This window comes from Allobosea sp. CS1GBMeth4 (assembly GCF_900185715.1).
In the GTDB taxonomy this organism is placed as follows: domain Bacteria; phylum Pseudomonadota; class Alphaproteobacteria; order Rhizobiales; family Beijerinckiaceae; genus Allobosea.
Map to the genome: position 1 here is coordinate 94,955 of NZ_FYAS01000014.1, position 19,784 is coordinate 114,738.

Annotated in this window: 26 protein-coding genes; 15 read left to right on the forward strand and 11 right to left on the reverse strand. The window is 69.1% G+C overall.

All coding sequences use genetic code 11. The features are described from left to right. Nucleotides 1-98: 98 nt before the first annotated feature. Nucleotides 99-428: a thiosulfate oxidation carrier complex protein SoxZ gene (gene soxZ / locus CS1GBM4_RS07790; RefSeq protein WP_186418136.1), complete on the reverse strand. Its 330-nt coding sequence runs from the start codon at nt 426-428 to the stop codon at nt 99-101. Nucleotides 429-477: 49 nt separating this feature from the next. Then, nucleotides 478-942: a thiosulfate oxidation carrier protein SoxY gene (soxY, locus tag CS1GBM4_RS07795; RefSeq protein ID WP_186418137.1), complete on the reverse strand. Its 465-nt coding sequence runs from the start codon at nt 940-942 to the stop codon at nt 478-480. A gap of 232 nt (nt 943-1,174) precedes the next feature. Between soxY and soxA the strand changes: the two genes are divergently transcribed. From soxA to CS1GBM4_RS07810, 3 genes are all read left to right on the forward strand, one after another. Then, nucleotides 1,175-2,008 (forward strand): sulfur oxidation c-type cytochrome SoxA, encoded by an 834-nt coding sequence (gene soxA, locus CS1GBM4_RS07800; RefSeq protein ID WP_186418138.1) that lies wholly within the window; start codon nt 1,175-1,177, stop codon nt 2,006-2,008. A gap of 14 nt (nt 2,009-2,022) precedes the next feature. Continuing rightward, a complete protein-coding gene (gene soxX, locus CS1GBM4_RS07805) occupies nt 2,023-2,628 on the forward strand; it encodes a sulfur oxidation c-type cytochrome SoxX (protein ID WP_186418247.1) in 606 nt (201 codons plus the stop codon). Between the two features lie 174 nt (nt 2,629-2,802). Next, entirely contained in the window at nt 2,803-3,693 is an 891-nt protein-coding gene (locus tag CS1GBM4_RS07810) for an MBL fold metallo-hydrolase (RefSeq protein WP_186418139.1), read from the forward strand. Between the two features lie 32 nt (nt 3,694-3,725). Here the strand turns inward: CS1GBM4_RS07810 and CS1GBM4_RS07815 are convergent, their stop codons facing one another. The 5 genes from CS1GBM4_RS07815 to CS1GBM4_RS07835 are packed head-to-tail and all read right to left on the reverse strand — an operon-like array spanning nt 3,726 to nt 6,559. After that, the gene (locus tag CS1GBM4_RS07815) at nt 3,726-4,517 is read right to left on the reverse strand and encodes a sulfite exporter TauE/SafE family protein (protein ID WP_186418140.1); all 792 of its coding nucleotides are present in this window, start codon (nt 4,515-4,517) and stop codon (nt 3,726-3,728) included. A gap of 13 nt (nt 4,518-4,530) precedes the next feature. Next, complete coding sequence (locus CS1GBM4_RS07820) at nt 4,531-5,424, reverse strand: MBL fold metallo-hydrolase (protein ID WP_186418141.1); 894 nt, start codon at nt 5,422-5,424, stop codon at nt 4,531-4,533. Nucleotides 5,425-5,434: 10 nt separating this feature from the next. Beyond that, nucleotides 5,435-5,896 (reverse strand): DUF6691 family protein, encoded by a 462-nt coding sequence (locus CS1GBM4_RS07825; RefSeq protein ID WP_186418142.1) that lies wholly within the window; start codon nt 5,894-5,896, stop codon nt 5,435-5,437. An 8-nt stretch (nt 5,897-5,904) separates the two neighbouring features. Further along, nucleotides 5,905-6,333 (reverse strand): YeeE/YedE family protein, encoded by a 429-nt coding sequence (locus tag CS1GBM4_RS07830; protein ID WP_186418143.1) that lies wholly within the window; start codon nt 6,331-6,333, stop codon nt 5,905-5,907. 1 nt (nt 6,334) lies between these two features. Beyond that, a complete protein-coding gene (locus tag CS1GBM4_RS07835; RefSeq protein ID WP_186418144.1) occupies nt 6,335-6,559 on the reverse strand; it encodes a DUF2892 domain-containing protein in 225 nt (74 codons plus the stop codon). Nucleotides 6,560-6,612: 53 nt separating this feature from the next. Between CS1GBM4_RS07835 and CS1GBM4_RS07840 the strand changes: the two genes are divergently transcribed. Further along, nucleotides 6,613-6,963 (forward strand): metalloregulator ArsR/SmtB family transcription factor, encoded by a 351-nt coding sequence (locus CS1GBM4_RS07840; protein WP_186418145.1) that lies wholly within the window; start codon nt 6,613-6,615, stop codon nt 6,961-6,963. On the opposite strand, the gene CS1GBM4_RS07845 is transcribed toward CS1GBM4_RS07840, so the two are convergent. The 3 genes from CS1GBM4_RS07845 to CS1GBM4_RS07855 are packed head-to-tail and all read right to left on the reverse strand — an operon-like array spanning nt 6,938 to nt 8,776. Further along, complete coding sequence (locus CS1GBM4_RS07845) at nt 6,938-8,011, reverse strand: YeeE/YedE family protein (protein ID WP_186418146.1); 1,074 nt, start codon at nt 8,009-8,011, stop codon at nt 6,938-6,940. The two genes, CS1GBM4_RS07840 and CS1GBM4_RS07845, sit on opposite strands and share 26 nt — an antisense overlap. Nucleotides 8,012-8,039: 28 nt before the next feature. Beyond that, on the reverse strand, nt 8,040-8,420 hold the full coding sequence (locus CS1GBM4_RS07850; protein WP_186418147.1) for a metalloregulator ArsR/SmtB family transcription factor: 381 nt from the start codon (nt 8,418-8,420) through the stop codon (nt 8,040-8,042). Further along, complete coding sequence (locus tag CS1GBM4_RS07855; RefSeq protein WP_244607114.1) at nt 8,417-8,776, reverse strand: thioredoxin fold domain-containing protein; 360 nt, start codon at nt 8,774-8,776, stop codon at nt 8,417-8,419. Before CS1GBM4_RS07855 ends, CS1GBM4_RS07850 begins: the two co-directional genes overlap by 4 nt. A gap of 203 nt (nt 8,777-8,979) precedes the next feature. Between CS1GBM4_RS07855 and CS1GBM4_RS07860 the strand changes: the two genes are divergently transcribed. The 10 genes from CS1GBM4_RS07860 to CS1GBM4_RS07905 all read left to right on the forward strand — a co-directional run bounded on the left by CS1GBM4_RS07860 (nt 8,980) and on the right by CS1GBM4_RS07905 (nt 17,605). Continuing rightward, a complete protein-coding gene (locus tag CS1GBM4_RS07860; RefSeq protein ID WP_186418149.1) occupies nt 8,980-9,498 on the forward strand; it encodes a thioredoxin family protein in 519 nt (172 codons plus the stop codon). Between the two features lie 112 nt (nt 9,499-9,610). Further along, nucleotides 9,611-9,892 carry a heavy-metal-associated domain-containing protein gene (locus CS1GBM4_RS07865; RefSeq protein WP_244607115.1) on the forward strand — a complete coding sequence of 94 codons (282 nt, stop codon included), beginning with the start codon at nt 9,611-9,613 and terminating at the stop codon, nt 9,890-9,892. A 44-nt stretch (nt 9,893-9,936) separates the two neighbouring features. Then, nucleotides 9,937-10,428, forward strand: coding sequence for a DUF411 domain-containing protein (locus CS1GBM4_RS07870; protein WP_186418150.1), 492 nt, complete (start codon nt 9,937-9,939; stop codon nt 10,426-10,428). Between the two features lie 252 nt (nt 10,429-10,680). Further along, nucleotides 10,681-11,502 carry a metallophosphoesterase gene (locus CS1GBM4_RS07875; RefSeq protein WP_186418151.1) on the forward strand — a complete coding sequence of 274 codons (822 nt, stop codon included), beginning with the start codon at nt 10,681-10,683 and terminating at the stop codon, nt 11,500-11,502. 78 nt (nt 11,503-11,580) lie between these two features. Beyond that, nucleotides 11,581-12,768, forward strand: coding sequence for an ABC transporter ATP-binding protein (locus CS1GBM4_RS07880; protein ID WP_186418152.1), 1,188 nt, complete (start codon nt 11,581-11,583; stop codon nt 12,766-12,768). A 20-nt stretch (nt 12,769-12,788) separates the two neighbouring features. Then, nucleotides 12,789-13,694: a sugar ABC transporter permease gene (locus CS1GBM4_RS07885; protein ID WP_244607129.1), complete on the forward strand. Its 906-nt coding sequence runs from the start codon at nt 12,789-12,791 to the stop codon at nt 13,692-13,694. Further along, on the forward strand, nt 13,694-14,569 hold the full coding sequence (locus CS1GBM4_RS07890) for a carbohydrate ABC transporter permease (RefSeq protein ID WP_244607116.1): 876 nt from the start codon (nt 13,694-13,696) through the stop codon (nt 14,567-14,569). The genes CS1GBM4_RS07885 and CS1GBM4_RS07890 overlap by 1 nt, the downstream gene beginning before the upstream one ends. A gap of 57 nt (nt 14,570-14,626) precedes the next feature. Next, nucleotides 14,627-15,898, forward strand: coding sequence for an ABC transporter substrate-binding protein (locus CS1GBM4_RS07895; protein WP_186418154.1), 1,272 nt, complete (start codon nt 14,627-14,629; stop codon nt 15,896-15,898). A gap of 83 nt (nt 15,899-15,981) precedes the next feature. After that, the gene (locus CS1GBM4_RS07900; RefSeq protein ID WP_186418155.1) at nt 15,982-16,821 is read left to right on the forward strand and encodes a phosphodiesterase; all 840 of its coding nucleotides are present in this window, start codon (nt 15,982-15,984) and stop codon (nt 16,819-16,821) included. Beyond that, nucleotides 16,814-17,605, forward strand: a complete 792-nt coding sequence (locus CS1GBM4_RS07905; protein WP_186418156.1) for an inositol monophosphatase — start codon at nt 16,814-16,816, stop codon at nt 17,603-17,605. Before CS1GBM4_RS07900 ends, CS1GBM4_RS07905 begins: the two co-directional genes overlap by 8 nt. 5 nt (nt 17,606-17,610) lie before the next feature. Here CS1GBM4_RS07905 and CS1GBM4_RS07910 read toward each other — a convergent pair whose 3' ends face one another. Next, nucleotides 17,611-18,552 (reverse strand): sugar-binding transcriptional regulator, encoded by a 942-nt coding sequence (locus tag CS1GBM4_RS07910; protein WP_186418157.1) that lies wholly within the window; start codon nt 18,550-18,552, stop codon nt 17,611-17,613. Between the two features lie 159 nt (nt 18,553-18,711). Between CS1GBM4_RS07910 and CS1GBM4_RS07915 the strand changes: the two genes are divergently transcribed. Further along, a complete protein-coding gene (locus CS1GBM4_RS07915) occupies nt 18,712-19,752 on the forward strand; it encodes an alcohol dehydrogenase catalytic domain-containing protein (RefSeq protein ID WP_186418158.1) in 1,041 nt (346 codons plus the stop codon). The last annotated feature ends 32 nt before the right edge of the window (nt 19,753-19,784 follow it).

Consider the following 19,784-nt stretch of genomic DNA (forward strand, 5'->3'; position numbering starts at 1 on the left):
CGTCGTCGCTGCGAGGAGCGTAGCGGCGGAGCAATCCGGGGGCGCAAAGACCTGCAGCGTCCGGATTGCTGCGCGTGCGCTCACGCCGACGGCTGGCGTCAGCCCACCGTCAGCTTGTTCTTGGCAGTGTATTCCGAGCCGTCGTCATCCTTCCAGATGAAGGTGAACTCGCCCGATTCCGTCGCCTTGAAGAAGAAGGACTGGTAGGGATTGGCCGAGATCGCCGGGTGCCAGTCGGCCGAGAAGACCGGCTTGCCGTTGAAGCTCGCCGAGAACTTGTTGATGATCTTGCGCGGGATCGTCTCGCCCTTCGAATCCTTGCGCTGTCCGGATTCCATCTCGTGCGAGATCAGCGTCTTGATCTCGATCAGCTCGCCGGCGGCGGCCTTGGCCGGAACGCGCACGCGGGGCGTGGGCTTGGTCGTCATGGGGTTTCCTCGCCTTGTTCTCTGTTCTGTCGACGCTGATGCGGAGGCGTCAGCCGCCGCAGCCGCCGATCGTGACCTTGATGTTGGCCTTGGCGGTATGCAGAGCGCCGTTCGACATCTCGGCGACGCAGATCACGTCCTGCGTCTGGGCGAGCCGCATGCGCGTCGCCGCCGACGCCTTTCCGCAGGCGGGCGTGAACTGGTAGCTGACGATGCCTGGCAGCGGGTTGCCCTCGGCGAAGACGTGCACGGCCTTGACGTAGTCGGTCTCCGTCATCGGGCTCTCGACCTCGACATTGATCGGGACCACGAGGCCGTTCTCGGCGATCTCGGGCACGTCGAGCCTGATCTTGCCGGAGGCCATCGGCTTGTCGCCGTAGAGCTTCTTGATCTCGGCGGCGACGGCCTTCTCGTCGGCGAAGGCGAGACGCGGCGCGATCGCCGCGGCGGCGACGGCCCAGGCCGCGACCTTCACCGCATCGCGGCGCGACAGCGCCGGTCGTTTCGTCTGCATGCGAGCTCCTCCCTGGATTTCGTCTTGTTTTCGCTCTTGACGGCGCGACGGTCGGTCGCACATCATTTGCACGTATCGTGATATTGTTTTTTGTGAATGTAAAGCCCCCTGAGAGGGCCGACGGCGAGACCGCAGGATAAGCGGCCCAGCTTCAAAGAGGGAGACCGTTTTGCCGATCCGCCTGCGAGGCCGGGCGATCGGAGCGGGCTCCGGGGAAACGAAAGGGAGAGGGATGAAGCTTCCGATCATCGGAGCGGCTGCACTGGCGGCCGTCATGACAGTGGCGGCCGGACCGCTGACCGCGCAATCGCCGCCGCAGGACGAGAGCGAGAAGGAGATCGAGCGGTATCGCCAGATGCTCTCCGACCCGTTCTCGAATCCGGGCTTCCTCGCGGTCGACCGCGGCGAGGCGCTCTGGGCGGAGAAGCGCGGAGCCAAGAACGTCTCGCTGGAGGGCTGCGACCTCGGCGAGGGGCCGGGCAAGCTCGAAGGCGCCTATGCCAAGCTGCCGCGCTATTTCGCCGACGCCGACAGGGTGATGGACACCGAGCAGCGCCTGCTCTGGTGCATGGACAAGCTGCAGGGGCTCGATACCAAGGACGTGGTCCAGCGGCGCTTCTCCGGACCGGCGAGGGCCTCGGACATGGAGGATCTCGTCGCCTTCATCGCCAACAAGTCGAGCGAGATGACGATCCAGCCGCAGCTCTCCCATCCCAAGGAGAAGGAGATGGCAGCGGTCGGCGAGGCGCTCTTCTACACGCGCGGCGGCGTCAACGACTTCTCCTGCGCCACCTGCCATGCCGAGGAGGGCAAGCGCATCCGCCTGCAGGGCCTGCCCAACCTCTCGGTCAAGGGCAAGACCGCGCAGGAAACGATGGGCTCCTGGCCGACCTACCGCGTCTCGCAGAGCGCGCTGCGGACGATGCAGCATCGGCTCTGGGACTGCTATCGCCAGCAGCGTTGGCCGGTGCCGGAATACGGCTCGGACGCGCTGACCGCGCTCACCGTCTTCCTGCAGAAGCAGGCTGAAGGCGGTGAGATCAAGGTTCCGTCGATCAAGCGCTGAGGGGCAACGCCATGATGAGGACAGTCATTTCCCTGGCGGCCCTGCTGGTCGCCGCGGGCACGGCCGCCGCCCAGGAGCGGCCGCCGCAGGCCGTGATCGACGCTTATCTGAAGGCGACCTTCGGCAAGGCGTCGGCCGAATGGCAGGCCAGGATCACGCCGGACGAATCGCTTTCGGTCTGCAATGCGACCCGCAACAATCCCTCCTCGGCGCAGGGCGAGGCGATGATGAAGCGGGAGCAGGCGCGTGTCGTCTATCCCGCCGACGGCAAGTTCCTCGGCGACTGGAAGAAGGGCTATCAGGTCGCCAATAACGGCCGCGGCGGCCAGTTCTCCGACCCGCCGGGCACGGTCTCCGGCGGCAACTGCTTCGCCTGCCATCAGCTCGACCCGAAGGAGGTCAGCTACGGCACGCTCGGGCCGAGCCTCGCCGCCTATGGCAAGGACCGCAAATACGATCCCGCGACGATCAAGGACGCCTATACCAAGATCTACAATTCGATGGCGGTGGTGCCCTGCTCGAACATGCCGCGCTTCGGCGTCAACAAGGTGCTGGACGAACAGCAGATCAAGGACGTGATGGCCTATCTGTTCGATCCGGAATCGCCTGTGAACAAGTAAGGGTGGCTCGTATTGCGGCCACATTCGTCATTGCGGGCGCAGCGAAGCAATCCAGAGGGGACGTAGGTCTCTGCCGCCCCCGGATTGCTTCGTCGGCTTCGCCTCCTCGCAATGACGGCGAGGGAAGCACCCGCCTTTGGAACTCACTGCACCGATCGATCCTCGGAGTGCTCCATGCTGACGCGCCGCCTGTTCGTCACCGCCGGTGCCTGCGCCTTCGCCTCGTCCTCGCTCGCACAGGTGGTCGCGACGCTGGGCTCGGGCGACGGGACGCTGACCGTGCTCAGCGACGGCAGCTTCGAGCTGCCGCTCTCGATGCTGGCGCGGGACGTCGCGCCGGCCGAGCTCGCCGCCGAGGCCAAGCAGAACGGGCCGATGCGCTCGGTGCTCAACGTCACCTGCCTGCGCCGCGGCAAGGACGTCATCCTGTTCGACTGCGGCTCGGGCGCGAACTTCCTGGCGGGCTCCGGCAAGCTCGGCGAGAGCCTGAAGGCGGCCGGGATCGAGCCCGATGCGGTGACGCATGTGCTGTTCACCCATCTCCATCCCGACCATTTCTGGGGTGCGCTCGACGAGTTCGACAGCCCGGCCTTCGTCAATGCGCGCTGGCTGGCGGCTGCGCCGGAGATCGCGTTCTGGAGCGATCCGAAGGTCTATGAGCGCCTGCCCGGGGACCGGCACGCCTTCGCCGCCGGAGCGCAGCGCATCGCCAGGGAGCTGGGCGAGCGGCTCGAGCGGCTGGAGCCCGGCCGCGAGTGGCTGGCGGGCATCGAGGCGGTGGCGACTCCCGGCCATACACCGGGCCATGTCTCGTTCTCGGTCCAGGCGGCCGAAGGACCGGTGATGGTGCTCGGCGACGCCCTGACGCACCCACAGGTCTCGTTCGCGCGGCCGGAGTGGCGTCCGGCTTCCGATCACGACGCCGATCTCGCCGTCGCGACGCGGCGCAGGCTGCTCGACCGGCTCAGCCAGGACAGGGCGCAGGTGATCGGCTACCACCTGCCCGGGGCGGTCGGGCGCGTCGAACGGCAGGGCGCGGCCTACCGGTTCGTCGCCGCCTCCTGAGGCGCGGCCGCACCGTCCTTCGCCGGAATCCGTCAGACGAGGACAGCAACTCCGCGCCAGACGACATAGGCGCCGACGAGCGCGACGATGCCGGCGAAGACGCGCGTCAGCATGGTCTTGCGGGTCGACAGCCGCTGCGCCAGCACCGTGCCGCCGATCCCGCCGGCGATTCCGCCGCCGACGAACAGCGCCGCGACATGCCAGTCGACCAGGCCCGAGAGCGCGTAGGAGACCGCCGTGGTGACCCCGAAGGCGGCGACCGCCACCAGCGAGGTGCCGATCGCCATGATCATCGGCATGCGCGCCGCGGTCATCAGCCCGGGGACGATGAGGAAGCCGCCGCCGATACCGAAGAAGCCGGAGAGGGTGCCGACGGCGCCGCCCATGCCGAGGAGGCGCGGCAGCAGCGTCGGCGCGCTCTCCTTGCGCAGCGGCGCGAACGCGGCGCCGTCGCTCCGCTTGCGCAGCAGCATCGCGATGGCGATCGCGATCATCAGCAGGCCGAAGAGCAGCAGCAGCTTCTGCCCGTCGAAGCGCTTGCCGAGGGCCGAGCCGGCGGCCGCGCCGGCGATGCCGGCCACGGAGAAGGCCAGGGCGCAGGGCCAGCGCACATTGCCGGCGCGCGCATGACCGACGAGATTCGAGACGGCGCTGAGCGCGACCGCCACCGAGCTCGTGCCGATCGCGACATGCGGCGAGGCGACGCCGACGACATAGACGAGCAGCGGCACGGCGAGGATCGAGCCGCCGCCGCCGATCAGGCCGAGAACGAAGCCGACCAGCGAGCCGGAGCCGACCGAGGCGAGGTCGCCGGAGACGATCATGACGTGCTTGCTCTCACAGGGTGTCGAGCGGGACCTTCAGGAAGCGCTTTCCGCTCTCGTCCGGCTTCGGCAATTCGCCGGCCTTCATGTTCACCTGCAGCGAGGGAATGATCAGCCTGGGCATTGCGAGGGTGGCATCGCGCTTCTCGCGCATCGCGACGAACTCGTCTTCCGAGATGCCGTCGCGGACATGGATGTTGTGCTCGCGCTGCTCGGCGACGGTGGTCTCCCAGCGGATCTCGCGGCCGTTCGGGCCGTAGTCGTGGCACATGAACAGGCGGGTCTGCGGCGGCAGCGCCAGGACGCGCCTGATCGAGCGGTAGAGCGTGCGCGCGTCGCCGCCCGGGAAGTCGGCGCGGGCGGAGCCGCCATCGGGCATGAACAGCGTGTCGCCGACGAAGGCGGCATCGCCGATGACATGGGTCATGCAGGCCGGGGTGTGGCCGGGCGTGTGCATGGCGAAGGCCTCGAGGCCGCCGATCATGTAGCTGTCGCCGTCGGCGAAGAGGCGGTCGAACTGGCTGCCGTCGCGCTGGAACTCGGTGCCCTCGTTGAAGACCTTGCCGAAGGTCTCCTGGACGATGGTGATGCGGTCGCCGATGCCGATCCTGCCGCCGAGCTTGCCCTGGATATAGGGCGCGGCCGAGAGATGGTCGGCGTGGACATGGGTCTCGATCAGCCAGGCGACCTCGAGCCCGTGCTCGCGGACGAAGGCGATGATCTCGTCCGCCGATTCATAGGCGATGCGGCCGGCGGCGTAGTCGATGTCCATCACCGAATCGATGATGGCGCAGGCCTTCGAGCCGGGGTCCTTCACCACATAGCTGACGGTGTTGGTCTCGCCGTCGAAGAAGGCGGTGACCTCGGGCTTGGCCGACAGGTCGACCGGGTGCGGGATCGCTGTCATGGTTCTCTCCTCAGGCTCGGCCTGGCTCGGCCGGTCGAACGGATGGGGTCCTGCCGGCGGCGAGCCGGCGGGCGAGGGCCATGCCGGCGAGCATCGCGGCCAGGAAGATCAGGGCCGGAACCCCGCCGGTCAGGGCCGAGACCAGGGCCGGGCCGGGGCAGAAGCCGGCGAGGCCCCAGCCGACGCCGAACAGGGCCGCGCCGGCGACGAGCCGCGAATCCGGCCGGCTCGCGGCCGGCAGCGCGAAGCGCTCGGCCAGCAGCGGGCGCCCCCGCGCGAAGGCGAGCCGGTAGCCGAGCATGGTGACGGCGATGCCGCCGGCCATCACGAAGATCAGGCTGGCATCCCAGCCGCCCGTCGGGATGGCGGCGAGGTCGAGGAAGTTCAGCACCTTCGCCGGGTTCGACATGCCGGCAAGGATCAGGCCGAGCCCGAAGATCAGGCCGATGGCGAACTGGACGAGGATCGACATGGGGTGCCTCACAGCAGGTGCCGGACGACGAAGACGGTCGCGATCGCGCTCGCCATGAAGGTCGCGACCGCGATCAGCGAACGCAGGGACAGGCGCGACAGGCCGCAGATGCCGTGGCCGGAGGTGCAGCCATTGCCCCAGACCGAGCCGAAGCCGACGAGGAGGCCGGCGGCAACGAGCACGGGCGTGGTCGCCGCGATCTGCGCAAGCGGCCAGGCCGACGTCGCGGCGTAGACGACGAGCGGCGCCAGGACGAGGCCGGCGACGAAGGCGAGCCGGCCGGCCGCCTCGCCGTCGGGCTCGGGCGGCAGCAGGCGGGCGAGAATCCCGCTGATGCCGGCGATCCGGCCCTGGAACAGCATGAGCAGCACGGCCGCCAGGCCGATCAGGGCGCCGCCGGCCAGCGAGGCCAGCGGCGTGAAGCTCGTCTCGATCATCTCAGCGCCGCTCGGCCGGGCAGGTGCTGATGCCGAGCAGCGTGTAGGCCGGGCAGAAGCGCATCGCGGCCGTCGCCAGCATCACGGCGCCCCAGGCGGTCAGGGCATATTTCCAGGAGCCGAGCGGGGCGACCCAGTCGGAGAGCGGCGGCACGAAGGCGGCCGCGGCCAAAACCAGACCGAGGACGAAACGGATTGTGCGATCGAGCGTGCCGACATTGACCATGGCTGCCTCCTGGGCTATCAGTTGCGCTAAATCATATATATGGAAAATATGATATGTCAATCGCGCCTTCGATCGCTCCGGAGCAGATGCCGCCTCCGCGAATCGAGGAAGCGGCGGCGCTGCTCGCCGCCATGGCGAGCCCGCGCCGGCTCGCCATTCTGTGCCGGCTGGTCGAGGGCGAGGCCGGCGCCGCCGAGCTGGCGCAGATCACCGGGCTGAGCCCGGCGGGCGTCGCCTCGCACCTGGCGCAATTGCGGCGGTTCGGCCTGATCGCGGCGCGGCGGCAGGGCGTGGCGGTGCTGTTCTCGCTGGCGAGCGCGGAGGCCGAGGCGGTGCTGCAGACGCTGCACGGGCTCTATTGCGCGCAGCCGCCGGGCCTCAGCCGCGCCGCCAGAGGCCCGTGATCGAGCCTTCCATCAGGAAGGCGATGCCGATCCTTGCGCCGATCATCATGCCGGCGATCGCCAGCGGCCAGGACAAGGCCAGCATCGAGCCGGCCGAGATGCCCTGTCCGATCGTGCAGCCGCCGGCCAGCACCCCGCCGCCGCCCATCAGCACGGCGCCGAGGAGGTGGCGGCGCATCTCGCGGTCGTCGTCGAAGGCCTCCCAACGGAACTCGCGATCGTAGAGTGCCGACAGGAAGGAGCCGAGCGTGACTCCGGCGAGCGTGCCGATGCCGAATTCGAGAAGGGCCGATGGGGCGCTCAACACGGCGTAGAGCGCCCGCCCGACCGGCGAGACGAAGGTCAGGCTCTGCGCCCGCGGGACGGTGTCGAAGGCGTCGACGGCGATGCCCGTCGCCCACCAGCCGGCGACGACGGAGAGGCCGAGCGTCGCTCCCGCCAGCAGCAGCCGCGGCGAGCGCCGCAGCCGCGGGTCGATGGCGACCGCCGCGATCAGGACGAAGGCGGCGAAGGTGGTGATCGCGGCCCGCGCATTGGGAGCGCCGAGATAGGAGAGGACGCCGGCGATGTCGCCCTTGAGGCCGCCGGGGAGCGGCCAATAGACCTTTTCCAGCACGTCGATCCGCACCGGGGCGAGCATGCCGCGCAGCGTCGCATAGGCGACCGCGCCGAAGACCATCATCACGATCAGGCTGCGCAGGTCGCCGGAGCCGAGCCGGACGAGCGAGCCGAAGCCGCAGGTGCCGACCAGGGCCATGCCGAGGCCGAAGAGCGTGCTTCCCACCGCGATCGAGAGCCAGGGCAGGGCGGGCTGGACATAGGTCGAGTTCGCGGGGTCGAGCAGGCCGAGCCCGACCAGCCCCTGCGCGCCGATCAGCGCGATCGCGAGGGCGAGGCCGAAGATCCGCAGCCGGCGGGTGTCGCCCCCCATCCAGGCGTCCTCGACCGAGCCGAAGGAACAGAGCCGCGCGCGCCGCACGGTGAAGCCGCAGGCGGCCCCGACGGCCACGCCCGCGAGCGTCGCGCTCCAGGCGGAGAGCTCGATCATGGCAGGGGCCGATCGGGGCGGTGCTGGCTCACGATTTCCCGGCTTCGGTCCCCGGCGGGCCGCAGAAGATGTCGTAGATCACCGCGATGACCCGCCGGACGTCGTCATTGGCGAGGCTGTAATAGATCGCCTTGCCGTCGCGGCGGGTGGTGACGAGCTGGTCGAGGCGCAGCCGGGCGAGCTGCTGCGAGACCATGGGCTGGCGCAGCGACAGCAGGTTCTCGAGCTCGGTCACGGTCCGCTCCCGTTCGGCGAGCAGGCAGAGCAGGAGCAGCCGGTTCTCATGCGAGAGGGCCTTGAGGAAGTCGCTGGCCTTGCGGGCCTTGCGCATCAGCTGGTCGAGCTCGGGCGAGAACTCGGCGCCGTCGCGGAGTTCGGTTTCGAGCGCTTTCGAGACGATCGCGGTCATTGTGTCCGTGTGCCAGAGCGTTGAACATCGTCGGGAGTCTCAATGACAGCAACCAGCCGCCCGAGCAAACCCCAGAACATGTCGTCGTTGAGATAGCCGGTGATGCGGCCGATCTCCCGGCCGTCCTCCACCAGCACGAAGGTGGGCGTCGCGATCACCGGCTCGCGCAGCGCCCCGCCACGCACGCCGCCGGCCGGCAGGTCGACACGCCGCAGCGGTGCCGCCTTGCCTTCGGGGGTCTTCGCGTAGACCGGGGCGACCTCGCGCTCGAAGCGCAGGCAGAACGGGCAGCCATTGCGCGTGTACATCACGAGCTCGGCGGCGGCGGCCGGCCGTGCCGCCGCGAGCGACAGCACCAGCGCCGCCGCGGCCCAGCAATATCTCGCGCTTGCAATCATCCGCAGAACATAGTCGTATTCATATGTTTATACCAGAGCTCGCCGGGCCGAGCGCCGGTCCCGATCGACTTGCATCGCAAGTCGATCGGAAAAGCGGTCTCTGACTCAAGGTGAGAGACGGATCTGCCGACCGGATCCGGCTCTGGTGCGGAGGCGACGCCATGATCACACGACGCGGCTTGCTGGCAGGCGCGATGGCGGCGGCCGGCCTCGCTCCGGCCCGGGCGAAGGCGCGGCTCGGCGAGGACGGGCTCTATCAGCTCGACTGGTATCTCGAGAGCTTCCTCGACCTCGGCGAGGATCTCGCCGGCGCGAGCCAGGGCGGCAAGCGCTTCGCGATCCTCTGGGGCCTGCGCAACTGTCCCGCCTGCCGGCGCATGCACGAGGTTCATCTCGCCGACCCGGTGATCGAAAGCTATATCCGCGACAATTTCGCGGTGCTGCATCTCAACATCCTCGGGGCGCGCGAGGTCACGGATTTCGACGGGACGAAGCTGACCGAGAAGGCACTGGCGGCGCGCTACGGGATCGAGGGAACGCCTTCCATCCAGTTCTTCCCCGCGAGCGTAGCGGGGCTCGCCGCGCGGGCGCCGAAAGAACGGGAGGTCGCGCGCATGGCCTCTCTGCCCGATCCCCAGGCCTTCATCGCGCAATTCCGGGCCGTCCGGAACGGCATGTGACGACGCCGTCCGATGCGGCCTGCGCCAGCCCGGGCATGATGTCGCGGCGCGGGACGATCGAAAGGGCTTGACCTTGCCATCGTGGGAAGGTGCAGGCTGCCGGCATCGTCGAATGAAGGACATCGCCATGTGCTCTTGCCAGCAACCTGCGAACGCCGCCTCGGCCGCCGCGCCGTCTCCCGATGAGGCGATCAGCGTCCGGGTGGAGGACATGAGCTGCGGTCATTGCGCCGGCACGATCAAGCAGGCCATCGAGAGCCGGCTTCCGGGCGCGGCCGTCGTGGCGGACCCGGTTTCCAAGCTGGTCAGCGTGCGCGGCAGCACGGATCTGGCCGCGATCAAGGCGGCCGTGACCGCCGCGGGCTATACGCCCAGCGCCGCGCCGGCCGGCTGAGGCCGGCCCCGCCGATGCGGCATCAGCGAACCAGGATCTTCACCATGGATCATGCGCTTTCTCTATCGCGCCGCAGCCTGATCACCGCGCTTGCGCAGGCCGTCGCCGCCCTGTCGCTGCCGCGCCTTGCGCTGGCCGGCGAGGCGCTGCCGAAGATGACGGTGACCCGCGATCCGAACTGCGGCTGCTGCGGCAGCTGGGTCGCGCATGTCCGGGCCGCCGGCTTCACCGTCGAGGTGGTCGAAGTCGCCGATGTCGCGCCGCTCAAGCAGAGGCTCGGCGTGCCTGACGCGCTCGCCTCGTGCCACACCGCCGAGATCGGCGGCTATGTCGTCGAGGGCCATGTTCCGGCCGAGGCGATCAGGCGGCTGCTGGTGGAGCGGCCGCAGGCGACGGGCCTCGCGGTTCCGGGCATGCCGTTGGGCTCGCCCGGGATGGACGTGCCCGGGCAGGCGCCCGACCGGTACGAGGTCGTCATCTTCTCCGCCGGCAGACAGAACGTCTTTGCGCGCTATCGCGGGCTGCAGCCGATCTGAGGCCGGCGGGGCAGGGCGCCTGCTGCCGGGCTCGTCCGGCCTCACGGAGCGGCGCGATCCCTCGTCCTCGGGAAGGGGCGGGCTGCGGGCAGGACAGCGGCCAAGTGCCGGTGCGGGCGCTCTCGGGCCGGCCGTTGAAAATACATTTGTGTCATAAAACATTCATTTGTATGGTCCAGGGCAAAACCGCCGCCCCGCACGGACGGAGGCGGCCCGCATTCCCCACCGCGGGAAGCGTGCTCGGAGGGACCTATGCGCCGGATCGTGCAAATCTCGGACACTCATCTCAGTCCGACCAAGCCGCATTTCGCCTGCAATTGGCAGCCGCTCACGGCCTGGCTGGCGACGCAGGCGCCGGATCTCGTGGTCCATACCGGCGACGTCACGGTCGACGGCGCGGATGTCGCCGAGGACATGCGCCATTGCCGGGAGCTCCTGGACGGTGTCGGCGTCCCGGTGCTGAGCATCCCCGGCAATCATGATGTCGGCGAGGCTCACCATCCGCACCAGCCGGTCAACGCGGCGCGTCTGGCGCGCTGGCGCGAGCATCTCGGGCCGGATTTCTGGGTGCATGACGTCGAGGGCTGGCGCCTGATCGGCCTCAATTCGATGCTGTTCGGCAGCGACGAGGCCGAGGAGGAGCGCCAGCTCGGCTGGCTGGAGCGGCAGATCGCCGAGGCCGACGGGCGCCGTCTCGGCTGGTTCCTGCACCGGCCGCTCTTCGTCGAGACGCCCGGCGAGGGCGACAAGGGCTATTGGAGCGTGCCGCCGACGCCGCGGGCGCATCTCCTCGACCTGGTCCGCAGGCATCAGGTCGCCTTCGTCGCCAGCGGCCATCTGCATCGCGCCCACGACATCGAGGTCGACGGCACGCGCTATATCTGGGGTCCGTCCTCCGGCTTCGTCGTCGGCGAGGCGCTGCAGCCGGGGATGGCCGGCACGACGACGCTCGGCGCGGTGACCTACAGCTTCGACGGCCGGGACTACGAGGCGGCGATCCACGAGATCGGCGGGCTCGAGACGCTGTGGATCGACGACGTGATCCATGAGGTCTATCCGCCGCGCGCCGCCTGAGGCCGCTTCGGCCCCGAGGGCCGCGATCCGGCGTCGCCCGCAAGACGTCTTCAGTTCCTGCACAGAAAGGCGAGCGACGTGGCAACTGTCACTCTGTCTTCCATCGCCAAGTCCTTCGGCACGACGCGCGTGCTCGGCGGCGTCGATCTCGACATCGCCGATGGCGAATTCCTGACGCTGGTCGGCCCCTCCGGCTGCGGCAAGTCGACCCTGATCCGGATCATGGCCGGCCTGGAGCACCAGGATGGCGGCGCGGTCGCGATCGGCGGCCGGCCCGTCGACCATCTGCGCCCGCACGAGCGGCGCGTGGCGATGGTGTTCCAGTCCTATGCGCTCTATCCGCATATGAGCGTGCGCCAGAACATCGCACTGCCGCTGACCATGTCGCGGTTGAAGCTCTGGCAGCGCCTGCCACTGCTGCGGGCGCTGTCGGCCGGACGCCGCGCGCTGATGCGCGGCATCGAGGCCGATGTCGCGGCGGCGGCCGAGCAGCTCCAGCTCGGCCATCTGCTCGATCGCAAGCCGGCGCAGCTGTCCGGCGGGCAGCGCCAGCGCGTCGCGCTCGGCCGCGCCATGGTCCGGCACCCCGACGTCTTCCTGATGGACGAGCCGCTGTCCAATCTGGACGCCAAGCTGCGCGTCCATATGCGCACCGAGCTGGCCGAGCTGCACAAGCGGCTGGGGGCGACCTTCGTCTACGTCACGCACGACCAGGTCGAGGCGATGACGATGTCGGACCGCGTCGCGATGATGGATTCCGGCACGATCCTGCAGCTCGGCACGCCCTCCCGGCTCTATGAGAAGCCGGCTTCGCTCAAGGTCGCGCAGTTCATCGGCAGCCCGGCCATCAACCTCTTGCCGGCAAATGTCGGGCCGGGCGGCCGGCTCGAGCTGTTCGGCCGGCCGATGGCGCTGGCGGTTCGGCAGGCGCAGGGGCAGGCGGTGACGCTCGGCCTGCGCTCCGAAGCGCTGTCGCTGGTGCAGGGCGAGCCCGGCGGAACCGGCCGCGCATGGTTCTCGGCCCGGCTGCGGCGCAAGGAGAATCTCGGCTCCGAATACATCCTGCATTTCGATCTCGCCGGGCGCGACATGCCGGGCGTGACGATGCGCGCCGCGCCGGCCATCGCCGCCGGCGTCGCCGAGGCGGCCGAGGTCACGCTCGGCTTCGACGAGACGGACTGCCATCTCTTCGCCGCCGATGGCGAGCGGATCGAGCCGCGCGGCGCAGGTGCCGCGACCGCCGCGATCGTGCCGCTGAGGGCCTGACGATGACGCTCGCGCTCGACATGCCCGCGCAGCTCGCATCCGGCAGGCGCCGGCGTCTGCGGATCGAGCGCGTCACCGGGCTCGGCTTCGCCATGCCGGCGCTCGTCCTGCTGCTGCTGACAATCCTGGCGCCGCTCGCCGTGCTGGTCGTGCTCAGCCTCACCAGCTACGAGTTCGGCGGTGTCGACCTGGATTTCGTCGGGCTCGCCAATTTCCAGAAGGCGCTGGCCGATCCGATCATCCGCCGCTCGCTGCTCAACACGCTGGTTTATGTCGCCATCGTGGTGCCCGGCGGCGTCTTCGGGGCGCTGCTGATCGCGATCCTGATCCACCGGCGGACGCGCTCGCGCTCGCTCTACGAGGTCATCTACTTCCTGCCGGTGACCTCGACGCTGATCGCGATGGCGACGGTCTGGCAGTTCCTGCTGCATCCCTCGCTCGGGCCGATCAACGGCCTGCTGAAATGGCTCGGCATCGGCCCGGTCGCCTTCCTCAGCGAGCCCTCGACGGCGCTGGCGACGCTCGCCGTGATCGGCATCTGGCAGATCCTCGGCTTCAACATGATCCTGTTCCTGGCCGGGCTGACCGCGATCCCGCGCGATCTCTACGAGGCCGCCGACATCGACGGCTGCTCCAGCGGGATCGACCGCTTCCTGACCATCACCTGGCCGCTGCTCGGGCCGACGACGATGTTCGTGGTGATCACCACCATGATCACCGCCTTCAAGATCTTCGACACGGTGGCGGTGATGACGCGCGGCGGGCCGGTCGGCTCGACCGAGGTGCTGCTCTACAACATCTATCTCGAAGGCTTCCAGTATTTCCACACCGGCTATGCCGCGGCGCTGACCTTCATCTTTCTCGCCTTCATTCTGGTCTTCTCGGCCGTGCAGACCTTCGCCCTCGACAAGAAGGTGCATTACTGATGCCGGCTCCGGGTCCTTCCGTCGCAATGATCTCGCCGGCGCATTCGGCGGCGCGCCGCTTCCTCTCGCTCATGCTGATCCACGGCGTGCTCGTCGCCGGGGCGGTGTTCATGCTGGCGCCGTTCATCTGGATGCTGGTGACCTCGATCAAGCCGCCGGCCGAGATCTTCAGCGCCGAGATCGCGCTCTGGCCGAAGCAGTTCTACGGCGTCGAGAACTACCGCTTCGCCATGGAGAAGGCGCCGCTGCTGCGCTTCGCGCTGAACGGCGTCATCCTCTGCGCCGGCATCCTCGTGGTGCAGCTGCTGGTCGCGATCCCCTGCGCCTACGCGCTGGCGAAGCTCGACTTTCCAGGCCGCAACCTGCTCTTCGTGCTGGTGCTGCTCGGCCTGTGCATCCCGGTCCAGGTGCCGGCGATGCCGCTCTATATCGGCCTCGCCCAGCTCGGCCTGCTCAACACCTATTTTTCGATGATGGTGCCGTTCTTCCTCTCGGTCTTCGCCATCTTCCTGTTCCGCCAGTTCTTCCGCAGCTTTCCCGACGACATCATCAACGCCGCCCGGCTCGACGGGATGAGCGAGTTCGAGATCGTCTGGCGCATCGTCACGCCGAGCGCCTGGCCGGCGATCGCCGCCTTCGCGGTGTTCTCGACGGTGGCGCACTGGAACGATCTGTACTGGCCGCTGATCGTCATCTCCGATGCGAGGCTGGCGCCGCCGCCGCTCGGGATGATGTTCTTCGCCGACGCCGAGACCGGCTCGAACTACGGCGCGCTGACCGCGGCGGCGACGATCCTGACCGCGCCGCTCGTCCTCGCCTTCCTGATCGCCAGACGCAGATTCATCGACGGCATCACAATGACCGGCGTGAAATAAGCCGACCCCGCGAAACGCCCGAGCCTACAAAATCCAACTCTCTCAAGGAGATCACCGATGAAAGCTTTCGGTAGGACGCTGGCCGCCGCGGCGCTGGCGCTGGCCGCTTCGACGGCGGCGCGCGCCCAGGAGGTCACGCTCGACGTGCTCTACGCCTTCCCGGCCTTCGCGAAGTTCCACGAGCCCATCGCCGCTGAGTTCATGAAGAAGAACCCGGGCATCAAGATCAATTTCCGGGCGCCGGCAGCGAGCTATGACGAAGGCCATCAGGCGATGCTGCGTTCGTCGGTGACCAACCAGCTGCCGGACGTCTACTATTCCGGCTTCCACCTGCTGACCGAGCTGGTCGAGACGCTCGACAAGCGCAAGCAGGTCGTCGATCTCGGGACGCTCCTCAAGGCCGAGCCGGAGGCCTGGCGCAAGGCCAATTATTCCGATGCGCTGCTGTCGCTCGGCCAGGTCGCCGGCAAGCAGGCAGGGCTCGCCTTCAACGCCTCGACGCCGCTGATGTACTTCAACGCCGAGCTGGTGAAGAAGGCCGGCGGCGATCCCGAGAAGATGCCGGACAACTGGGCCGACACCATCGCGCTCGCCAGGAAGATCCGCACCGCCGACGTCGCCGGCCTCGCCTACAACATCCACGACTGGCCGGACGACTGGCTGTGGCGCGGCATCGTGCAGCAGGGCGGCCACACCCTGCTCGACGCCAGCGGGGAGAAGGTCGCCTTCGGCGGCGATGTCGGCCTGAAGGCGCTGGAGACGCTGCGCAGCTTCGTCACCGAGGGCGGCATGCCGCTGATCGACTGGGATCAGTCGCGCCAGCAGTTCATCGCCGGCAAGATCGGCATCTTCTTCGACACGCCGGCCCGCCTGCGCCAGGTCACCGACCTCGTCGGCGAGCGCTTCACGCTGAAGACCGCGCTGTTCCCGATCGACGACAAGGCCAAGGGCACGCTGCCGACCGGCGGCAACGCGGCGATCATCACCGCCAAGGATCCGGCCAAGCAGAAGGCGGCCTGGGAGTTCGTGAAGTTCGTCACCGGTCCCGAGGCGCAGAAGATCGTCGTCGAGACCTCGGGCTACATGCCGACCAATCTGCGTGCCGGCGAGGACGCCTTCCTCGGGCCGTTCTACAAGGACAACGCCAATTTCCGCACCATCAACGGCCAGGTGAACCGCGCCTCGCCCTGGCAGGGCTATCCCGGCGGCAATTCGGTCCGCATCTGGCGCCAGCAGCGCGAGGTGATCGCCGGCGTGATGCGCGGCGAGATCCAGCCCAGGGCCGGCATCGAGCGCATGGTCTCCGAGACCGAGGGGCTGATGAAGTGACCGGCTCGCCCTGACGCATTCACGATCGCCGCCCGGCCTCTGCGCCGGGCGGCACGCCTTTTCCGCCACTGCACCGAGACGCCATGATCATCGCCCAGCTCAGCGATTTCCACGCCAGGCCGCATGGCCGCCCGGCCTATGGCATCGTCGACACCAATGCCGCCATCTCGGGCGCGGTCGACGCCGTGCTGGCGCTCGATCCGGCGCCGGATTGCGTGCTCGTCACCGGCGACCTCGCCGATTGCGGCCTCGCCGAGGAATACGCGATCGTCAGCGCGGCGCTGCGGCGGCTGCCGATGCCGGTCTATGTCCTGCCGGGCAATCACGACCGGCGCGAGAGCTTCGCGGCGGTACTGGGCTCCGGCTATGGCTATCTGCCGAAGGCCGGCTTCCTGCACTACACGGTCGAGGATTTCCCGGTCCGCCTGATCGGGCTCGACACGGTGATCGCCGGCGAGGATGGCGGCGAGATCTGCGCCGAGCGCGAGGCCTGGCTGGCGGAGCGCCTGCGCGAAGGGCAGGGGCGGCCGACCCTGATCTTCATGCATCACCCGCCCTTCGCAGTCGGCGTCGACGGCATGGACGTGATCCCCTGCCGCGTCTCCCGGCGCTTCCCGGCTCTGATCGCGGACCATCCCGAGATCGAGCGCGTGCTCTGCGGGCACTATCACCGCCCGATCCAGCGGCGCTTCGCCGGAACGATCGGCTATGTCGCGCCCGGCACGGCGCATCAGGTCGCGCTCGATCTGCGCCCGGGCACGGAGAACCAGTTCGTGATGGAGCCGCCGGCCTTCGCCGTGCACGTCTGGCGCCCCGAGACCGGCATCGTCAGCCATCTCCAGCCGATCGGCGATTATGGACCGCGCCGGCCCTTCGTGCTCGACCCGGCCTATCCCGGCAAGCCGCAGGCCGCCCATGCCTGAGCCGCGCCTCCTCGCATTGCTCGACGGGGCGGCCGCGATCGCGCGGCAGGCCGCCGAGCTCCTGGTCGACATGCAGGACGGCGAACTCGCCGTCGCGCGCAAGGATTTCCGTGACGTCGTGACCGCGGCCGATCTCGCCTCGGAGCGGCTGGTCATCGACGGCTTGCGGCGGCTGACGCCCGGGGCGGCGATCCTGTCGGAGGAGGCCGGCTTCTCCGGCGCGGCGTCGGCGCCGCGCTGGATCGTCGACCCGCTCGACGGCACGGTGAACTATGCCGGAGGGCTGCCCTGGTTTTCGGTGACGATGGCCTATCAGGAAGAGGGCCGCACGCTGCTCGGCCTGACGCATGCGCCGCTCGCCGGGCTCGTCGCGCATTATGCCGAAGGCGGCATGGCGACGATCAACGACCGGCCCGCCGCGGTCTCGGCGACGGCGAGCCTCGCCGATGCCGTGGTCTCGATCTGCCTGACCTCGCATTATGCGCCGGAGGAGCTGGCGCGGACCAATGAAGTGATCCGCCGGCTCTCGGGGCTCTGCCGCGGCGTGCGCGTGCTGGTCTCCGGCGGGCTGGAGATGTCGCTGGTCGCGGCCGGGCGGCTCGACGCCTTCATCGGTCTCAAGGCGGACATCGTCTCGCATGCGGCGGCGATGCCGCTGGTGCGCGCCGCCGGCGGCAGGGTGACCACGGCGGCCGGCGCCGAGGCGCGCGACGAGGATCTGGAGAAGATCGCCAGCAACGGCCTGATCCACGAGGAACTGCTCGCGGCGATCCGCGCGGCCTGACCGGCTCAGCGCAGGGCGAGCACGGCGGCCGCCGCCTGCTCGTCGGTGATCAGCACCGTGGCGAGCCCACCCCTCAGCGCGGCGGCGATGACCGCGGCCTTGTTGGCGCCGCCGGACGCCAGGATCGTCGTCGGAATGCGCGCGAGCGCCTCCAGCGGCAACGCGATGGCGCGGCGGTTGATCGGGTGGTCGAGCGGTTCGCCGCCGGCGTCGATGAACTGCCCGAGCAGATCGCCGACGGCGCCGCGCGCCGTCAGTTCGGCGATGTCGACATCGCGCGGCAGGCCATAGCGCACCAGCAGCGAGCGCTCGCTCATGTCGCCGGCGCTCAGAATGGAGACGTCGGTGGCGCGGATGCGGGCGAAGGCGGCCTCGAACACGTCCTGCGCCAGGATGGTGTCGCGCGATTGCGGCGTGCCGGCATAGATCGGCGCGGCGAGATAGTGGCACTGCGCCTGCCAGAGCCGCGCGAACTGGCTGGCGATCTCGAAGGTGTTGATCTCGATGCCGTAGGTCAGCCCGCCCATCATCGCGGTGACGGCGAGGTCGCGGAACTGCCCCGGCCTGACATGCCGGATCGTCTCGCGCAGCGTGCTGCCCCAGCCGACGCCGAAGACGCCGGAGGGCCGCTCCTCGACGATGCGCGAGACGAACTCGCCGGCGGCCCGGCCGATCTGGGCCGGCACCTGGGCCGGGTCGTCGGGCGTCGGCACCACCATGGCGGCCTGGAGCCCGAATCTGTCGGCGAGGGCATGCTCCAGCCGCACGCAGCTTTCGAGCCGGGAATTGATCGTGATGTTGACCAGCCCGCTGCTGCGGGCCTCGACCAGGAGGCGGTTGACCCTGAGCCGCGTCATCTTCAGCCGGTCGGCGATCTCCGCCTGGGTCAGCCCTTCCATATAGTACAGCCAGGCGGCTCTGACCTGGGTCTGGGCATCTTCCGGCATCGCGGATCCTTCAATCGGCTGCCGAGCGTTATATCGCGCCGGCCGGCCCCTACAACCGAAGGCTGTCGGCTCGCCGTTTTCGCCTTGACCGTAACTGATGTAAATAAGAGAATACATTTGTTGAGATGAGTGCTGGCCGAGCCGGAGCGCCGCCCCGATATGTCCCATGCCGTGTTCCTGCATGCCGCGGGCGATGCCCGCGTCGCGCCCTTCAACCTGCGCGAGGGCGCGCCCGGCGAAACGCTGATCGACGTCGCCGCCGTCGGGCTCTGCGGCAGCGACCTGCACTATTACAAGGATGGCGGCATCGGCTCCGCGGTGATCGCCGAGCCCTTCGTTCCCGGGCACGAGTTCAGCGGCTGGCTGACCGAGGACCTGCCGGAGCTCGGGCTGGCGCGCGGCGCGCTCGTCGCGGTCGATCCGAACCAGGCCTGCGGCCATTGCCGGCATTGCCGCGCGGGGCATCCCAATCTCTGTCCCGAGGTCGTCTTCATCGGGGCGCCTCCGAACGACGGCGCCATGACCGAACGGATCTGGGTGCCGAAATCGCAGATCGTGCCGGTACCCGGGGATTTCACCCCGAGCGATGCGGTGATGCTGGAGCCGCTCGGCGTCGCGATCCACGCCGTCGACCTCGCGAGGCCGCGCCTGCTCGAGCGCGTCGCGCTGCTCGGCTGCGGGCCGATCGGCCTGTTGATCCTGCAGGTGCTGCGGACGGTCGGCGCCGGCGAGATCCTGGCATGCGATCCGCAGCCGCACCGGCGGGCCCTGGCGCTGAAGCTCGGCGCCAGCAAGGCCGGCGAGAGCGTCGCCGATATCGCCGCGTGGACGGAGGGCGAGGGCCTGCCTCTCGTCATCGAGGCGACCAATGCCCCGGAAGGCTTCCGCGACGCGGTGCGCGCCGCGCGCATCGGCGGCCGCGTCGTGCTGGTCGGGATCCCCGACGGCGACAGCTATGTCGTGCCGGCGGCGGAGGCGCGCCGGCGCGGCCTGACGATCAAGTTCTCGCGCCGCATGGGCCATGTCTATCCGCGCGCCATCGAATTGGTGGCGCTGGGCAAGGTCGATGTCGAGGCCGTGGTCAGCCATCGCTTCGCACTGGCCGAGGGGCCCGACGCCTTCCGCCGCCACGCCGCCAACGAGGCCGGCATGGTCAAGAGCCTGATCTATCCCGGAGGGGCCGAAGCGCGCCGGCGCTGAGCACCTCGCCGCGACCAGGGGCTGATGCGTTT

Excerpts from the sequence above, each read along its gene's own strand:
- CS1GBM4_RS07885 (WP_244607129.1), top strand. The coding sequence starts at position 12,789 with ATGCCCGCGCAGCTCGCATCCGGCAGGCGCCGGCGTCTGCGGATCGAG.
- CS1GBM4_RS07860 (WP_186418149.1), top strand. The coding sequence starts at position 8,980 with ATGATCACACGACGCGGCTTGCTGGCAGGCGCGATGGCGGCGGCCGGC.
- soxX (WP_186418247.1), top strand. The coding sequence starts at position 2,023 with ATGAGGACAGTCATTTCCCTGGCGGCCCTGCTGGTCGCCGCGGGCACG.
- soxY (WP_186418137.1), bottom strand. The coding sequence starts at position 942 with ATGCAGACGAAACGACCGGCGCTGTCGCGCCGCGATGCGGTGAAGGTC.
- CS1GBM4_RS07815 (WP_186418140.1), bottom strand. The coding sequence starts at position 4,517 with ATGATCGTCTCCGGCGACCTCGCCTCGGTCGGCTCCGGCTCGCTGGTC.
- CS1GBM4_RS07900 (WP_186418155.1), top strand. The coding sequence starts at position 15,982 with ATGATCATCGCCCAGCTCAGCGATTTCCACGCCAGGCCGCATGGCCGC.
- CS1GBM4_RS07870 (WP_186418150.1), top strand. The coding sequence starts at position 9,937 with ATGGATCATGCGCTTTCTCTATCGCGCCGCAGCCTGATCACCGCGCTT.
- CS1GBM4_RS07905 (WP_186418156.1), top strand. The coding sequence starts at position 16,814 with ATGCCTGAGCCGCGCCTCCTCGCATTGCTCGACGGGGCGGCCGCGATC.
- CS1GBM4_RS07830 (WP_186418143.1), bottom strand. The coding sequence starts at position 6,333 with ATGATCGAGACGAGCTTCACGCCGCTGGCCTCGCTGGCCGGCGGCGCC.
- CS1GBM4_RS07910 (WP_186418157.1), bottom strand. The coding sequence starts at position 18,552 with ATGCCGGAAGATGCCCAGACCCAGGTCAGAGCCGCCTGGCTGTACTAT.
- CS1GBM4_RS07850 (WP_186418147.1), bottom strand. The coding sequence starts at position 8,420 with ATGACCGCGATCGTCTCGAAAGCGCTCGAAACCGAACTCCGCGACGGC.
- CS1GBM4_RS07840 (WP_186418145.1), top strand. The coding sequence starts at position 6,613 with ATGTCAATCGCGCCTTCGATCGCTCCGGAGCAGATGCCGCCTCCGCGA.
- CS1GBM4_RS07820 (WP_186418141.1), bottom strand. The coding sequence starts at position 5,424 with ATGACAGCGATCCCGCACCCGGTCGACCTGTCGGCCAAGCCCGAGGTC.
- soxZ (WP_186418136.1), bottom strand. The coding sequence starts at position 428 with ATGACGACCAAGCCCACGCCCCGCGTGCGCGTTCCGGCCAAGGCCGCC.
- CS1GBM4_RS07895 (WP_186418154.1), top strand. The coding sequence starts at position 14,627 with ATGAAAGCTTTCGGTAGGACGCTGGCCGCCGCGGCGCTGGCGCTGGCC.
- CS1GBM4_RS07865 (WP_244607115.1), top strand. The coding sequence starts at position 9,611 with ATGAAGGACATCGCCATGTGCTCTTGCCAGCAACCTGCGAACGCCGCC.
- CS1GBM4_RS07845 (WP_186418146.1), bottom strand. The coding sequence starts at position 8,011 with ATGATCGAGCTCTCCGCCTGGAGCGCGACGCTCGCGGGCGTGGCCGTC.
- CS1GBM4_RS07825 (WP_186418142.1), bottom strand. The coding sequence starts at position 5,896 with ATGTCGATCCTCGTCCAGTTCGCCATCGGCCTGATCTTCGGGCTCGGC.
- CS1GBM4_RS07915 (WP_186418158.1), top strand. The coding sequence starts at position 18,712 with ATGTCCCATGCCGTGTTCCTGCATGCCGCGGGCGATGCCCGCGTCGCG.
- soxA (WP_186418138.1), top strand. The coding sequence starts at position 1,175 with ATGAAGCTTCCGATCATCGGAGCGGCTGCACTGGCGGCCGTCATGACA.
- CS1GBM4_RS07835 (WP_186418144.1), bottom strand. The coding sequence starts at position 6,559 with ATGGTCAATGTCGGCACGCTCGATCGCACAATCCGTTTCGTCCTCGGT.
- CS1GBM4_RS07890 (WP_244607116.1), top strand. The coding sequence starts at position 13,694 with ATGCCGGCTCCGGGTCCTTCCGTCGCAATGATCTCGCCGGCGCATTCG.
- CS1GBM4_RS07810 (WP_186418139.1), top strand. The coding sequence starts at position 2,803 with ATGCTGACGCGCCGCCTGTTCGTCACCGCCGGTGCCTGCGCCTTCGCC.
- CS1GBM4_RS07875 (WP_186418151.1), top strand. The coding sequence starts at position 10,681 with ATGCGCCGGATCGTGCAAATCTCGGACACTCATCTCAGTCCGACCAAG.